Source organism: Streptomyces sp. LX-29, from assembly GCF_029541745.1.
In the GTDB taxonomy this organism is placed as follows: Bacteria; Actinomycetota; Actinomycetes; order Streptomycetales; family Streptomycetaceae; genus Streptomyces.
The window spans coordinates 4536135-4550630 of the sequence record NZ_CP089746.1 but is presented as its reverse complement, the minus strand read 5'-3'; the positions used below and the strand labels follow the sequence as shown (position 1 = coordinate 4550630).

The 14496-nt window shown below is 71.5% G+C and carries 11 protein-coding genes and 1 pseudogene; 7 read left to right on the top strand and 5 right to left on the bottom strand.

Going from position 1 to position 14496, the window contains the following annotated elements:
- Positions 1-286 precede the first annotated feature (286 nt).
- A complete protein-coding gene (locus tag LRS74_RS19620; RefSeq protein WP_277742217.1) occupies positions 287-1909 on the bottom strand; it encodes a glycoside hydrolase family 20 protein in 1623 nt (540 codons plus the stop codon).
- 319 nt (positions 1910-2228) lie between these two features.
- Here LRS74_RS19620 and LRS74_RS19615 point away from each other — a divergent pair, with 319 nt between their 5' ends.
- The 5 genes from LRS74_RS19615 (at position 2229) to LRS74_RS19595 (ending at position 6253) form a co-directional block, all read left to right on the top strand.
- Positions 2229-2612 carry a 2-oxo-4-hydroxy-4-carboxy-5-ureidoimidazoline decarboxylase gene (locus tag LRS74_RS19615; RefSeq protein WP_277742216.1) on the top strand — a complete coding sequence of 128 codons (384 nt, stop codon included), beginning with the start codon at positions 2229-2231 and terminating at the stop codon, positions 2610-2612.
- A gap of 156 nt (positions 2613-2768) precedes the next feature.
- On the top strand, positions 2769-3149 hold the full coding sequence (gene sdhC / locus LRS74_RS19610; protein ID WP_144385400.1) for a succinate dehydrogenase, cytochrome b556 subunit: 381 nt from the start codon (positions 2769-2771) through the stop codon (positions 3147-3149).
- 13 nt (positions 3150-3162) lie between these two features.
- Entirely contained in the window at positions 3163-3651 is a 489-nt protein-coding gene (locus LRS74_RS19605; protein WP_144385399.1) for a succinate dehydrogenase hydrophobic membrane anchor subunit, read from the top strand.
- Positions 3652-3728: 77 nt separating this feature from the next.
- Positions 3729-5483: a succinate dehydrogenase flavoprotein subunit gene (gene sdhA, locus LRS74_RS19600; RefSeq protein ID WP_277742215.1), complete on the top strand. Its 1755-nt coding sequence runs from the start codon at positions 3729-3731 to the stop codon at positions 5481-5483.
- Positions 5483-6253 (top strand): succinate dehydrogenase iron-sulfur subunit, encoded by a 771-nt coding sequence (locus LRS74_RS19595; RefSeq protein WP_277742214.1) that lies wholly within the window; start codon positions 5483-5485, stop codon positions 6251-6253. The genes sdhA and LRS74_RS19595 overlap by 1 nt, the downstream gene beginning before the upstream one ends.
- Positions 6254-6345: 92 nt before the next feature.
- On the opposite strand, the gene LRS74_RS19590 is transcribed toward LRS74_RS19595, so the two are convergent.
- A complete protein-coding gene (locus LRS74_RS19590; RefSeq protein ID WP_277740628.1) occupies positions 6346-7560 on the bottom strand; it encodes an IS30 family transposase in 1215 nt (404 codons plus the stop codon).
- Positions 7561-7687: 127 nt separating this feature from the next.
- Between LRS74_RS19590 and LRS74_RS19585 the strand changes: the two are divergent.
- Positions 7688-8857, top strand: a pseudogene (locus tag LRS74_RS19585) (VanZ family protein); the annotation flags it as partial.
- Between the two features lie 54 nt (positions 8858-8911).
- Here LRS74_RS19585 and LRS74_RS19580 read toward each other — a convergent pair.
- A complete protein-coding gene (locus LRS74_RS19580) occupies positions 8912-9343 on the bottom strand; it encodes an ATP-binding protein (protein WP_277744834.1) in 432 nt (143 codons plus the stop codon).
- Positions 9344-9485: 142 nt separating this feature from the next.
- Here LRS74_RS19580 and LRS74_RS19575 point away from each other — a divergent pair, with 142 nt between their 5' ends.
- Positions 9486-10289, top strand: a complete 804-nt coding sequence (locus LRS74_RS19575; protein WP_277742212.1) for an alpha/beta hydrolase — start codon at positions 9486-9488, stop codon at positions 10287-10289.
- A 94-nt stretch (positions 10290-10383) separates the two neighbouring features.
- Here the strand turns inward: LRS74_RS19575 and LRS74_RS19570 are convergent, their stop codons facing one another.
- Together LRS74_RS19570 and LRS74_RS19565 are read right to left on the bottom strand one after the other, a co-directional pair.
- Complete coding sequence (locus LRS74_RS19570; protein WP_277742211.1) at positions 10384-11937, bottom strand: ABC transporter substrate-binding protein; 1554 nt, start codon at positions 11935-11937, stop codon at positions 10384-10386.
- 191 nt (positions 11938-12128) lie between these two features.
- Positions 12129-14354, bottom strand: coding sequence for an MMPL family transporter (locus LRS74_RS19565; protein ID WP_277742210.1), 2226 nt, complete (start codon positions 14352-14354; stop codon positions 12129-12131).
- Positions 14355-14496: the final 142 nt, after the last annotated feature.

The window sequence follows — 14496 nt, the reverse complement described above, 5'->3', positions numbered from 1 at the left end:
CGCCCAAAGCGCGGACCTGCACGTTACGGGCATCTGCCCAGCCAAGTCCAGAGCGGGGCCGGGCGCCGGGTGTGACGAAATCACGGCACGCGGCGCTGTAAGAGATACGGGCCCGCGTGCGGGCCCGTACCGGACGACGGTCGGGGCCTCTCCTGTGGGGGGTGGCGGCCCCGGCCGTCCCTCCGTTCCCGGCCTGTTCACCGGATGTCCTCCGGTCCGGGCGCCCCCTTTTCCGCCGTGGCGCGCCTTTCCGCCGGGGCGCGCCACCGGTCTCCCGCGGGCCCGGTCAGTCCACCCGGTCCGCCAGCGCCTGGAACTCCGCCCAGCTCAGCACGGGCGGCCGCGGGTCCCACAGCCGCTGGGCCAGCGCCCGCAGCGGCATCCGGACGCCCGCCGCCACCTGCTCGGGGGTCTGCGCGTTCGCCAGATCGCCCCAGACCGCGAGCTTGCCGCCCTTCACCCGGTCCGCGCCGGTGAGACCGGCGTCCAGCACCGGCGTCGTGCCGCGCAGCACCGCCGGCGACCATTCCGCATAGATGCGCTCCCCGGTCGGATAGCGGAACTCATTGGGCTCGCCGAGTACGTAATAGAGGTATTCATCGTTGAGGTTGACCACCTTCTGCCCCGCCCGCAGATACTCCACCGGCGGCCGCGCCCCGATTTCCCTGCCGGTCCAGTACTCCACCTCAATGCCCGGGTCCGGGGCGACGACGCCGCCGCGGAAGAAGCCGTCGTTCCACGCTTTGGGCTGTTTGCCCTGCTCGCGCGCGACGGCCGCACGGTCGTTCAGCCAGTCGGTGGCGAGGTCCTGCACCCGCGCGGAGGGACCGAAGGCGCGCCGGGCGGCGGCCGCCAGCTGCGGGTAGGACGCCTCGGGATCGCTGGACATCAGCGCGCGGTACTCGTCGCCGCCCAAGTGCCAGTAACGACCGGGGAAAAGCGCGGAGAATTCGCGGGTCAGGTCGTCCACCATGCGAGACGAGGCGGGGTTGGAGATGTCGATGGCGCCCGTGACGGGCGTCCCGGCGGCGTTGCGCAGCTGGAGCTCGGGGTGGGCGCGCAGCACCGCGCCGAGGTGGCCGGGCGAGTCGATCTCGGGAACGACGGTGATGTGCAGCCGCTCGGCCAGCGCCAGGATCCGCCGCACCTCGTCCTTGGTGAGGTGCTGCGCGGAGACCACCTCGGGGTGGCTGTCGCTCTGGACGCGGAAACCCTGGTCGTCGGAGAAGTGCAGGGCGAGCTGGTTGAGCTTGAGGTCGGCCATCTCGCGTAGCCGCGCCTCGATCCACTCGGCGGAGTAGTGCTTGCGGGCGATGTCGAGCATGAGTCCGCGCTGCGGCCGGTCGGGGGCGTCCTCCAAAAGCCCGTCGGGGAGGCGCGCGCCCGCGCGGGCGGCCTGCAGCACGGTGCGGGTGCCGTAGAAGGCGCCGGCCTCACCCGCGGCGGTGATCCGGGCCCGTCCGTCCTGCACCCGCAGGGTGTACGCCTCGGGGCCGCCGGCCTGGTCGGGGCGGAGCGCCAACTCCAGGTCGCCCCGGCGGGCGGGGCCGCCGGCGGTGCGGCCGCCGAGCTCCTCGGCGAGCTGCCGCGCCTCGTCGGCGAGCGGTCCCTCGGGATCGGCGACCACCCGGGTGTCCTTGCCCGGCAGCCAGCCGTGGCCGGGCTCGGTGCGGTACGAGCGCAGGGCGGGGATGGCGGCGGGGACCGGGCCGGGTGGCGGCAGCGGGGTGCGGGTCGAGGGGGACGGCGAGGGCGAGGGGGAGACGGCCGGCGGCAGCGACACCGGGGGCCCGGCGGGGGCTCCGGTGTCCCGCTGGCAGGACAGGACGATCAGGGTGATCAGCACGACGGCCGCGGCCACACCGCTCCACACCGCCGTGGTTCTGGAGATGCTGATCGGCATCCTCATGGAGTAAACCCTCCCATAAGGGATGCACGCTCGGGGGCCGTTCCGACCTCGTCAGGAGCCTCGACGTCCACCCTGTGCCACACACCCCTGTCTTCCGGGTGAATTTTGCGCATCTATCAGCCGACATCCGACTTACACCGTTACGGTGGCGACACCCCTTCTCCCCCTTATCGCCCATCTCACACCCCTTCACCTTCCTTGCCCCCGCACTCATCGCCCCCGCACCGCCCTCACGCCTCCCTCATCTCCCCCATCTCCCCCACCCCCCGCCCCCTCCTTCCCTTCCGCGGTTCCCCTCCACCACCCACCCGAGAAGCCCATGCCATCCAGCGACACCGCAGACCCGCCCGAACCGACCACCCCCGCACTCCACCCCGAGGGGCCCCTCAGCCCCCTCGACCGCTTCAACGCCGCCCCCGCCGGCGCCGCCGAGGAGGCGCTGCTGGCCTGCTGCGGCAGCCGGCGCTGGGCCCGACGGGTCGCCGCCCGCCGCCCCTACCCCGACCTGGAGGCGCTGCTGCGGGCAGCCGACGAGGCGAGCCGCCGACTCACGGCCGCCGACCTCGACGAGGCGCTCGCCGACGAGAAGCGCGCCGTCACCGCCGATGAGCTGCGGCGCGCCGCGCGCTCCCGACTCACCCATCTGGCCGCCCGACGCCGACGCACCCCCCAAATGCCGGATCAGTTCACTTCCGCCCTATAGGCCGTACGTGCCTGATTAATCCAGCTGATCGACCCCGCGCGAAGGAACCGACAACACGTCGCTACGATGGCCGGGGCCGGTGGACCGTACCCGGCCGGGCCAGACCGACCGACCAAAGCCGGAAGGCCCCACATCCCCGCTTCCGGAGGGTTTTCCGTGCCGGCTGGAACGCTTTACCGCGGCCGGGAAGGCATGTGGTCGTGGGTGGCTCACCGAGTCACCGGCGTCCTCATCTTCTTCTTCCTGTTCGTGCACGTGCTCGACACATCGCTCGTCCGCGTCTCCCCCGAGGCGTACGACGATGTCGTCGCGACGTACAAGAACCCCGTCGTCAACGTGATGGAGTACGGCCTCGTCGCCGCCATCCTCTTCCACGCCCTGAACGGCCTGCGTGTCATCGCCGTGGACTTCTGGTCGAAGGGCCCGAAGTACCAGAAGCAGATGCTGTGGACCGTGATGGGCGTATGGCTGGTCCTGATGGCCGGCGCCTTCTATCCGATCCTGCAGCACACGCTGCGCGAACTCTTCGGGAACTGAGGCGTGATCGACGATGAGCGCTGAGACGACTTCCCCGAGTGACGTGAGCACCGTGAACGACGACGTCAGTCTGTACGACGTGGACAACCCGGCGCCGGTGATCGAGCCGCCGCGGGCCCGCACCAAGAAGACCCCCAAGAAGGCCAGCCGAACCAACTTCGAGATGTACGGATGGCTGTTCATGCGGCTGTCCGGCATCGTCCTGGTGGTGCTGGTCCTGGGTCACCTGCTGATCCAGCTGGTGCTGGACGGCGGCGTGAGCCGGATCGGCTTCGCCTTCGTGGCCGGCCGCTGGGCCTCCCCGTTCTGGCAGGCCTGGGACCTGATCATGCTGTGGCTCGCCACCCTGCACGGCGCCAACGGCCTCCGCACGGTCATCAACGACTACGCGGAGCGCGACAGCACGCGCCTGTGGCTCAAGGGGCTGCTCTACACCGCGGCGGGGTTCACCATCGTGCTGGGCACGCTGGTGCTCTTCACCTTCGACCCGAACATCCGCTAGGCCCTCCCGTCGCCCACCACCGCCCTCAACGGAAGGCGCTACGCGCCCCTGGCACCCAGGGCTGAGGTAATCCACTCATGAAGATCCACAAGTACGACACCGTCATCGTCGGGGCCGGCGGCGCGGGCATGCGCGCGGCCATCGAGGCGACGAAGCGCAGCCGCACCGCGGTGCTCACCAAGCTCTACCCGACCCGCTCCCACACCGGCGCCGCCCAGGGCGGCATGGCCGCCGCCCTCGCGAACGTCGAGGAGGACAACTGGGAGTGGCACACCTTCGACACGGTCAAGGGTGGTGACTACCTGGTCGACCAGGACGCCGCCGAGATCCTGGCGAAGGAGGCCATCGACGCCGTCCTCGACCTGGAGAAGATGGGTCTGCCGTTCAACCGGACCCCGAACGGCACCATCGACCAGCGCCGCTTCGGCGGCCACTCCCGCAACCACGGCGAGGCCCCGGTCCGCCGCTCCTGCTACGCGGCCGACCGCACCGGCCACATGATCCTCCAGACGCTGTACCAGAACTGCGTCAAGGAGGGCGTGGAGTTCTTCAACGAGTTCTACGTCCTCGACCAGCTCATCACCGAGGTCGACGGCGTCAAGAAGTCGGCCGGTGTGGTGGCGTACGAGCTGGCCACCGGCGAGATCCACGTCTTCCAGGCGAAGGCCGTGATCTACGCCTCCGGCGGCTGCGGCAAGTTCTTCAAGGTGACCTCCAACGCGCACACCCTCACCGGTGACGGCCAGGCCGCCGTCTACCGCCGCGGGCTGCCGCTGGAGGACATGGAGTTCTTCCAGTTCCACCCGACCGGCATCTGGCGCATGGGCATCCTGCTCACCGAGGGCGCCCGCGGTGAGGGCGGCATCCTGCGCAACAAGGACGGCGAGCGCTTCATGGAGAAGTACGCGCCCGTCATGAAGGACCTCGCCTCCCGCGACGTGGTCTCGCGCTCGATCTACACCGAGATCCGCGAGGGTCGCGGCTGTGGCCCCGAGGGCGACCACGTCTACCTGGACCTCACCCACCTGCCGCCGGAGCAGCTGGACGCCAAGCTCCCGGACATCACCGAGTTCGCGCGGACGTACCTCGGCATCGAGCCCTACACGGACCCGATCCCGATCCAGCCGACCGCGCACTACGCCATGGGTGGCATCCCGACCAACGTCGAGGGTGAGGTCCTGTCGGACAACACCACCGTCGTACCGGGCCTGTACGCCGCCGGCGAGGTGGCCTGCGTCTCGGTGCACGGCGCCAACCGCCTGGGCACCAACTCGCTGCTCGACATCAACGTCTTCGGCCGCCGCGCGGGCATCGCCGCCGCGGAGTACTCCGCAAAGGCCGACTACGTCGAGCTGCCGGAGGACCCGGCGCGGCTGGTGATCGACCAGGTGGAGCAGCTGCGCGCCTCCACCGGCAACGAGCGGGTCGCCGAGCTCCGCAAGGAGCTGCAGGAGACCATGGACGCCAACGTCATGGTCTTCCGCACCGAGCAGACCATCAAGACGGCGGTCGAGAAGATCGGCGAGCTGCGCGAGCGGTACCGGAACGTCGCCGTGCAGGACAAGGGCAAGCGCTTCAACACGGACCTGCTGGAGGCCATCGAGCTGGGCAACCTGCTCGACCTGGCCGAGGTCATGGCGGTCTCCGCGCTGGCCCGCAAGGAGTCCCGCGGCGGTCACTACCGCGAGGACTTCCCCAACCGCGACGACGTCAACTTCATGCGCCACACCATGGCGTACCGCGAGGTCGGCGACGACGGCACCGAGTCCATCCGTCTCGACTACAAGCCGGTCGTCCAGACCCGCTACCAGCCGATGGAGCGTAAGTACTGATGGCTACCCCCGTTCTGGACAAGGACGCGGCGGCGTCCCCCGCCGCGCCGGACGCCTCCCCGTACATCACGGTCACCTTCCGGATCCGCCGGTTCAACCCGGAGGTCTCCGACCAGGCGACCTGGCAGGACTTCCAGGTCGAGATCGACCCGAAGGAGCGCGTGCTCGACGGTCTCCACAAGATCAAGTGGGACCACGACGGCACGCTGACCTTCCGTCGCTCCTGCGCGCACGGGATCTGCGGCTCCGACGCCATGCGGATCAACGGCCGCAACCGGCTGGCCTGCAAGACGCTGATCAAGGACATCAACCCGGACAAGCCGATCACGGTCGAGCCGATCAAGGGCCTCACGGTCCTGAAGGACCTCGTCGTGGACATGGAGCCGTTCTTCCAGGCGTACCGCGATGTGATGCCCTTCCTGATCACCAAGGGCAACGAGCCGACGCGGGAGCGGCTGCAGTCCGCCGAGGACCGCGAGCGCTTCGACGACACCACCAAGTGCATCCTGTGCGCCGCGTGCACCTCCTCGTGCCCGGTGTTCTGGAACGACGGCCAGTACTTCGGCCCGGCGGCGATCGTCAACGCGCACCGCTTCATCTTCGACTCGCGCGACGAGGCCGGTGAGCAGCGGCTGGAGATCCTCAACGACAACAACGGCGTCTGGCGCTGCCGCACGACCTTCAACTGCACGGACGCCTGCCCGCGTGGCATCGAGGTCACCAAGGCCATCCAGGAAGTGAAGCGCGCGCTGATCACGCGGCGCATCTGACCTGCCGGCCGGTCAGCCCGGCCGCGGCTTCGGAAAGGCCCCGTGTCCCCACGGCGGTTTCTAGGGGTCGTTGCAACACGTGGTCGTGTTGATCAGGCCGCGAGCAGTTTATGCAGGCGCTCGGCTGGGGTTTCCCAGCCGAGCGTTTTGCGTGGGCGGCCGTTGAGTTCGGCGGCGACGGCGTCGAGGTGCTCGCGGCTGTGGGTGGACAGGTCGGTGCCCTTGGGGAAGTACTGCCGCAGCAGGCCGTTCGTGTTCTCGTTCGAGCCGCGCTGCCAGGGACTGGCCGGGTCGCAGAAGTAGACCGGGATGTCGGTGGCGAGGGTGAACGCGCCGTGGGCGGCCATCTCCGAGCCCTGGTCCCAGGTCAGCGAGCGCACCAGGTGTGCAGGGAGGGTCTTCACGGTTGTCACGAGGGCGTCGCGGACGAGTTCCGCGCTGCGGCCCTCGGGCAGGTGCAGGAGCATCACGTAGCGGGTCGCGCGTTCGACCAGGGTGCCGATCGCGGAGCCGTTGTCCTTGCCGATGATCAGGTCGCCCTCCCAGTGGCCGGGCACCGCCCGGTCCTCTGCCTCGGCCGGACGCTCGCTGATCATGACCATCGGGGTGGAGAAACGAGGCTGCCGCTGCTGGGCCTGGCGGCGTGGCATGCGCCGGGCGCGTCCCGAACGCAGGGCTCGGGCCAGCTCGCGGCGTAGTTCGCCGCGGCCCTGGACGTAGAGGGCCTGGTAGATCGTTTCGTGGACCACGTGCATCTCCGGCCGGTCAGGGAACGTCCGGCGCAGACTCTCGCAGATCTGCTCCGGACTCCACTTCAGGTCCAGAGCGTCCTGGATGAAGTCCCGCAGTGCGGTGTTCCGGCCGATCTTCCCCGGCTTGGGGCGGGGCCGGCGGGCATCGGCCCGGGCCTGGGCCGCGTGCGGCCGGTACTGGCCGCCCACCGGGTGCCGGTTGCGGCGGATCTCCCGGCTGACCGTGGACGGGCTGCGGCCCAGCTCGGCCGCGATCGTGCGGACGGTGGCCTTCTCCCGCAACCGGTCGGCGATGTGGATCCGGTCGGCCTCCGAGAGGTACCGGGATGGCGCGGAGGCCGCCCGCACCAGATGCGCGGGCGGCCTCGGCCGCTTCTTGCGGCCCTCGGGCCGACCGTTACGCCATTCACGGCCGGTCCGAGGGTTGACGCCGACGCGTCGGCTCGCTTCTACGTTGCCAAATCCCAGCTGCACGAGCCGGAAGTATTCCTCCCGTTCCCGGTGCAGCTTCCGGGGCCCCTGTTCCTTGCGGCTCTCACGGATCTTGAAGTCCATCGCATCCCCTGAGCTGGGGTGTTGCGACGACCACTAGAACCCAAGCACCGGACACGGGGCCTTCCCATGTCCTCCGCCCCGCGGCGGCACGCCTCCGCCTCTCCATCTATACACCGCATGTATACACATGGCGTATAGTTGCGCCATGGCGACCGCGTACCTCCTTCCGATCAAGACCGCCTCCGCGCTCTTCCCGCTGCTGGCACTCGTCCTGATGCTGCCGACGGCCGTCGTCCTCTACCGGCGGCACGGGGTGCTCTCGCAGTGGCGCGCGCTGTCGCTCTTCGGCTTCCTCTACTACGCGCTCACCGCTCTGTGTCTGACGATCGTGCCGCTCCCCAGGCGATCGGTGGACGTCTGCGCCGCCTACGCCGCGGTCGCCCATCCCCAGCTGGTGCCCGGCAACACCTTCGGCGACATCTGGAAGGAGGCCGGACACAAGGTCACCCTGGACGCCTTGGTGTTCAGCAACCCGGCGGTCGCCGGGGCCGTGTTCAACCTGGCGCTGCTGCTGCCGCTGGGCGTCTTCCTGCGCTACCACGTCCGCGCCGGCCTCGCCTCCACCGCGCTGATCGGGGCCTTGGCGGCGTTGTTCTTCGAGCTGACCCAGTGGACCGGGGTGTGGGGGCTGTACCCCTGCCCGTACCGGCTCTTCGACGTCGACGACCTGCTGACCAACACCACCGGCACGGTCCTCGGCTGGCTGGCGGCCGCCCCGCTCGCCCGCGCCCTCCCGCCGTTGGAGGCGCTGGACGAGCGGGCCAGGTCCCGTCGCCCGGTCCCGTTCGGGCGCCGACTGACGGCGCTCGTCGTCGATCTGTCCGCGGTCACCGCGTTGACGACGGCCGGCCTGGCCACGGCGCGGCTCCTCGGCGGCGCGCTCGACCTCGCCGCGGCCACCCGGACCACGGCGGCGGTGGGCGCCGTGTGGTGGGTGCTGCTGCCGTGGCTCACGGGGGCCACGCCGGGGAAGCGGCTGCTGCGGCTGCGCCTGGTCGGCGCGGACGGTGCCTCACGCCCCACGCCGGGACGGCTCTGCGTGCGCGCCGCGGTGCTGGCCGTCCCCGCGCTGCCGCTGTCGACGATCCTGCTCACCGCGCTGACGGTGCTCTTCTACGATCCGAGCCCGGCGTCCGTCGCCTCGACCGTCTCCGTCGCCCGGCACGCGGGCGGACGGGAGACGCTCTACACCGCCGCCGGTTACCCGACGCAGACCCTCGCCGTGCTGCTGGCCTTCGCCACGGTCACGGCGTACGCGCTGGTGACGCTCCGGAACGCGGCGGGACTCGCCCCGCACGACCGCCTGTCGGGGTTGCGGACCGCGGCGCTGCCGCCCACCCGGGCGGCGGGGTCAGCCGCCGGCGCCACCAGCCGGCCGCAGCAGCGCCCAGACCGTCTTGCCGAAGCGGCCGCGGTTCCACACGCCCCAGGACTCGGCGAGGGAGTCGACGAGGCGCAGTCCGCGGCCGGACTCGGCCTCGGGGGGCGGTTGGGCGGACGGCGGGACGGGGTCGTAGCGGCTGCCCCCGTCGGCGACCTCCACCACGCAGGAGCCGTCGGCCATCATCGTGACGGCGACCTCGAACTCCCGCTCCAGGACATGGCCGTGCCGGACCGTGTTGGTCGTCAGCTCCGAGACCACCAGGACCGCGTCTTCCACCAGCCACGCCTCGCGGCTCCACGCGACCAGCTGCTCGCGGATCCGGTGCCGGGCCGTGGCGATCGACGCGGGATGTCGCGGTAGTTGGAACGCGACGCGTCTGAGGACCGGTGTCTCCCCCATAGATGCCCCCTTCTCCCCAGCAACACCCTCCGCTCCTTCGGTTTTCGGGCACAAGGGGGCGAATGAGCCGCTCCGCGTGCCACGGTGCGCCGCTGGCGCGGACTTGACCTTGACACCCATGTCAGGTGGCAGGCTGTCGATCATGACGACGCACCCCACCGCAGCACAGCACCCCACCGCACTCGCGACCACCGTCCTCGGCTCCGGCCCCGCCCTGCTCTTCGCCCACGGCGCCGGCGGCAGCGCCGAGGCCAACTACTCGCCGCTCCTCCCGGGGCTGGCCAAGGACCACACCGTCATCGCCCCGGACTACCCCGGCTCCGGCGCCACCCCGCGCGCGACCGAGCCGCTCACCATCGACGAGCTCGCCGACGCGGTGCTGGCCGCCGCCGACGCCGCCGGGGCGCGGACCTTCACCCTGGTCGGCTACTCCCTGGGCACGCTGGTCTCGGTGCGGATCGCCGCCCGCCACCCGGAGCGTGTCACCGGCCTCGTGCTCACCGCCGGGATAGTCAAGCCCGACAACCGGCTGCTGGCCGTCGTGGAGGTGTGGCGGCTGCTGCTGGAGAAGGGGGACCTGGACTCCTTCGCCCGCTTCGTCGCGCTGACCGGGTTCAGCGAGGAGTTCTTCAACGGGCTGCCGAACGACCAGGTCGAGCAGTTCTACCGGCTGGTCAGGGACAGCGTGCCGGCCGGCACCCCCGACCAGGCCGGGGTCGTCGCGACGGCCGACGTCAGCGCCGACCTGTCCCGGATCACCGCGCCCACGCTGGTGATCTGCCCCACCGGCGACGCCCTGGTCTCGCCCGCCCAGTCCCGCCGACTGGCGGACGGCATCGCCGGGGCGGAGTACGTGGAGATCCCCACCGGGCACGTGGTGATGGCGGAGCGGCCGGCGGCCTGGCAGCGGCTGATCGAGGACTTCCTGAGCCGTCACGGGCTGTGAACCGGGAGCACGGCCCCCGGACCCAGGGCGACGCCGACCGTCCCGGCACCGCCCCGGACCGCCCGGACCACCACCACGACGGCCCGAGCCCCGCTCAGATCCGTCGCAGCTTCCACAGCCGCCACATTCCGGTGGCGTCGGCCAGGTACTGGGTGCCGGCGATGGAGTTGGTGGACAGCACCGTGTCCTTCTTCTGCCACAGCGGGACCATCGGCACGTCGTCCGCGACGATCCGCTGGATGGTACGGAAGTCCACCACGGTGCGGGAGCGCTCGGACTCGAACTGGGTGGCCCGGATGAGTCTGTTCACCCGCGCCTCCCGATAGCCGTTGTGGAAGGCCGACTCGGGGCCGACGAGCGGGGTGGTGAAGGTGTCCGGGTCGGGGAAGTCGGCGATCCAGCTGATCAGGAAGGCGTCGAAGCGCCCCCGGGCGAAGTCCTCCTGGAACGCCTCCCACTCCCGCCGCTCCATGGCCACCTTGAACAGCCCGGTCGCCTCCAACTGCCGCCGCACCGTCACCGCCTCCCGCTCGGTGGTGTCGCCGCGCGCGAAGCCGAGCGAGAAGCGGACCGGAGCGACGATCCCGGCCTCGCGCAGCAGGCGCTCCGCGCGTCCGGGATCGGGCTGGGGGTAGGTGTCGTAGTACGGGGTGGTGTGGCCGTTCATCCCCTGCGGGATGAGGGAGTACAGCGGGTCGACGGTGCGCGCGTGCACATCGCGGGCGATCGCCTCCCGGTCGACGACGGCCGCGACGGCCCGGCGCACCGCCAGCTCCCGCATCGGGGAGTCGCTCCGCAGGTCGAAGACCAGGTTGCGGGTGGTGGCGCCGGTGGACTCCATGTACTTGATCTTCGGATCGGCGGGGTTGAGGTCCGCCAGCTCTCGCGGCGGCATGTCCTTGCCGACCACGTCCACCTGGCGCCGCTCCCAGGCGGCGCTGAGCTCCTCGGCGGTGGCGAAGTAGCGCACGGTGACCGGGGCGCCGGTGTCGACCGCCCCCTGGTAGTCCGGATTGGGCCGCAACTCGGCCCGGTCGCCCTTCACATAGCGGTCCAGCAGGTACGGGCCCGAGCCGGTCACCCGGGTGCCGGTGCGGAGCCGGTCGGCCGGGTAGTCATGGCGGTCCACGATCGAACCGGCACCGGTCGCGATCTTGAACGGGAAGGTGGCGTCCGGGGAGCGCAGCTCGAAGACCACCTTGTCCGAGCCCTCCGCGCGGACCCGCTTCAGGGTGTCCAGCAGCGTGCCGGGGCCCTTCCCGTCGCCGATGGCCCGAACGCGGTCGAAGGAGAACTTCACGTCCTCGGCGGTCACCGCGCGGCCGCTGGAGAACCGCAGCCCGGGTCGTAACAGACACACGTACCGGGTCAGCTCGCCGCCCTGGAACGCGCAGTCGCGGGCCGCGTCCGGCTCCGGCCGGCCGGAGCCGGGGGTGAAGGTCAGCAGCGACTGGTAGAGGTTGCTGAACATCGCCCATGAGCCGCCGTCGTAGGCGCCCGCCGGATCGAGCGCGGTGACGTTGTCCGTGGTGCCCACCCGGATCGTCTTCTCCTCGCCGTCCGAGGCGGACATCAGACGGTATCCCCCGGCCCCGGCGAGGGCCAGCAGCACGGCGACGATCACGACACGCATTCCGACCTTGCGCATTCCCCGCGCCCCCTTAGGCCCCCCACGCGGGCGTGCGGGTGTCCCGCACGCCCGCCCTGGCGCTCAGCACCCAACCACACGCATGCCCCACCCGCCACCAACTCGCGTGTATCCGCCGCCCCTTGGGCACCAGGGGCGCCGTCGGCGCGCCACGACCGGGTCGACGGACGGCCCGGCGCCCCGCACATCGATCAGCCGTCCCCCACCAGGGCGCGCTCCTCACCCGCACCCCGGGCGCCGGGGTCGTCGTCGGCGCGGCGCGCCTCGTCCGGCGGGTCGACCGCCAGGTGCGGCAGCCGCCGGTCCAGCCAGGGCGGCAGCCACCAGTTGGCGGGCCCGATGAGGTGCATCAGGGCCGGCACCAGCACCATGCGCAGCACGAACGCGTCCAGTGCCACCGCGCCGGCCAGGCCGATGCCCGCCATGACGCCGCCCCGGTCGCCGCTGAGCACGAAGGAGGCGAAGACGCAGATCATGATGAGCGCCGCGCAGTTGATGACCCGTCCGGTGTCGGCGAGCCCGGCCCGCACCGCCCGCCCGTTGTCCCGGGTGTGCACCCACTTCTCGTGCATCCGGCTGACCAGGAAGACCTGGTAGTCCATCGACAGCCCGAACAGCAGCGGCAGCATGATCACCGGCAGGAAGGAGATGATCGGCCCCTCCTTGCCCAGCCCCAGCAGGTCCATGCCCCAGCCCCACTGGAAGATCGCCACCAGGACGCCGAAGGAGGCGGCCGCCGCGACCAGGTTCATCACGGCCGCCGTCAGCGGCACCACCACGCTGCGGAAGGCGACCAGCAGCAGCAGCGCGCCGAGGCCGACGATCAGCGCGATGAAGGGCGGCAGCCGGTCGCCGATGACGGCGGCGAAGTCCTTCTGGATGGCGGTGGCCCCGCCGATGTCGACCTCCATCGTGGTGCCGCGCTCGGCCCGTGGCACCAGGTCGTCGCGCAGCGTGTCGATCAGCCGGTCGGTCCGCTCCGCCTGCGGCGAGGTGGTCGGCACCACCTGGATCACGCGGGTCGTCGACCGGGGCGGGGCGGGCAGCGGGGCCACCCGCGCCACGCCCTCTGTCGCGCCCACCCGGGTGACCAGGCGGGTGAGCGCCCGCTGGTCCCGCTCCCCGCCGGGGAGTTCGGCGACCATCAGCAGCGGCCCGTTGAAGCCGGGCCCGAAGCCCTCGGCGAGCAGGTCGTACGCCTGCCGGGTGGTCTGCGACTCGGGCTGGTTGCCCTGGTCGTTGGTGCCCAGCCGCAGCGACGCCGCCGGGAACGCCAGCACCGCCATCACCGCCACCGCGACGGCGGCCAGCGCCGCCGGCCGCCGCTCCACGAACCGGGCCCAGCGCACGGCCGTCCCGCCGGGCGCCTCCTCCTGGAGCGGTCCCCGCTCGGCCAGCGCCCGCCGCTCCCGGCGGCTGAGCACCTTCGGCCCCAGGAAGCCGAACATCGCGGGCAGCAGGGTGATCGCGGCCAGCACGCTGAGCAGGGTGGTGACGGTGGCGGCGATGGCCACGCCGTCGAGGAAGCCCAGCCGCAGCGAGAACATCGCCAGCAGCGCGATGCAGACCGTGCCGCCGGCGAACATCACCGCGCGGCCGGAGGTGTCCAGCGCCCGTACGGCCGACTCCTGCGGGGTCAGCCCGGCCCGCAGCCCCTTGCGGTGCCGGCCCACGATGAACAGCGCGTAGTCGATGCCGACACCGAGCCCGATCAGACTGCCCATCAGCGGGGCCACGTCCGGCATGTCCACGGCGTGGCTGAGCAGCACCAGCCCCGACAGTCCGGTCCCGACCGCGAAGACCGCGTTGACCAGCGGCAGCAGCATGGCGAAGAGCGAGCCGAAGGCGAGAAAGAGGACGACGGCCGCGGCCCCGAGACCCACCGCCTCCGACAGCCCGGCCGGCGGCTCCTGGGCCTGCTCGATGGCCTGGCCGCCCAGCTCCACCCGCAGCCCCTCGGCGCGGGCCGCCTCGGCGCGGTCGATGACCCGGCGGATGTCGTCGCCGTCGAGCTCGAACGCCTGCTTGGTGAAGGTGACTTCGGCGTACGCGATCCGGCGGTCCCGGCTGGTCTGCGCCGCACCCTCGGGCTGGTACGGGCTCACCACCGTGCCCACGTCGGGAAGTTCGGCGATGTCGGCCAGGGCCGCCTCCATCCGCCGTCGCACCGCCGGGTCGCGCACCGAACGGCCCTCGTCCACCTGCCACACCACCGTGTCGGTGTCCCCGGCCCGCTGGGGGAAGGCCGCCTCCATCCGCTCCAGCGCCCGCGAGGACTCGGTCCCGGGGAAGCTGAACACGTTGGAGTACGCGCTGCCCTGGACGCCGGCGGCGCCCGCGGTGCCCAGCAGCGCGCCCAGCCACAGCAGGAGAACCATCAGCCGGTGCCTGAGGCACCAGCGTGCCCATGCCGCCATCCGCCGCGCTCCTCACCTCGTGGAACCCCCGGGGGTACGGGGCCAGGTTCGGCGGGGGACGCCGGCGGCGGGGGAGCGTCCCGCACACTCACAGGAAGCTCCCAGACTTTCCCCCGGGAGCGCGCAATTCCGGGGCGATACT

Excerpts from the sequence above, each read along its gene's own strand:
- LRS74_RS19620 (WP_277742217.1), bottom strand. The coding sequence starts at position 1,909 with ATGAGGATGCCGATCAGCATCTCCAGAACCACGGCGGTGTGGAGCGGT.
- LRS74_RS19615 (WP_277742216.1), top strand. The coding sequence starts at position 2,229 with ATGCCATCCAGCGACACCGCAGACCCGCCCGAACCGACCACCCCCGCA.
- LRS74_RS19605 (WP_144385399.1), top strand. The coding sequence starts at position 3,163 with ATGAGCGCTGAGACGACTTCCCCGAGTGACGTGAGCACCGTGAACGAC.
- sdhA (WP_277742215.1), top strand. The coding sequence starts at position 3,729 with ATGAAGATCCACAAGTACGACACCGTCATCGTCGGGGCCGGCGGCGCG.
- LRS74_RS19595 (WP_277742214.1), top strand. The coding sequence starts at position 5,483 with ATGGCTACCCCCGTTCTGGACAAGGACGCGGCGGCGTCCCCCGCCGCG.
- LRS74_RS19590 (WP_277740628.1), bottom strand. The coding sequence starts at position 7,560 with ATGGACTTCAAGATCCGTGAGAGCCGCAAGGAACAGGGGCCCCGGAAG.
- LRS74_RS19580 (WP_277744834.1), bottom strand. The coding sequence starts at position 9,343 with ATGGGGGAGACACCGGTCCTCAGACGCGTCGCGTTCCAACTACCGCGA.
- LRS74_RS19575 (WP_277742212.1), top strand. The coding sequence starts at position 9,486 with ATGACGACGCACCCCACCGCAGCACAGCACCCCACCGCACTCGCGACC.
- LRS74_RS19570 (WP_277742211.1), bottom strand. The coding sequence starts at position 11,937 with ATGCGCAAGGTCGGAATGCGTGTCGTGATCGTCGCCGTGCTGCTGGCC.
- LRS74_RS19565 (WP_277742210.1), bottom strand. The coding sequence starts at position 14,354 with ATGGCGGCATGGGCACGCTGGTGCCTCAGGCACCGGCTGATGGTTCTC.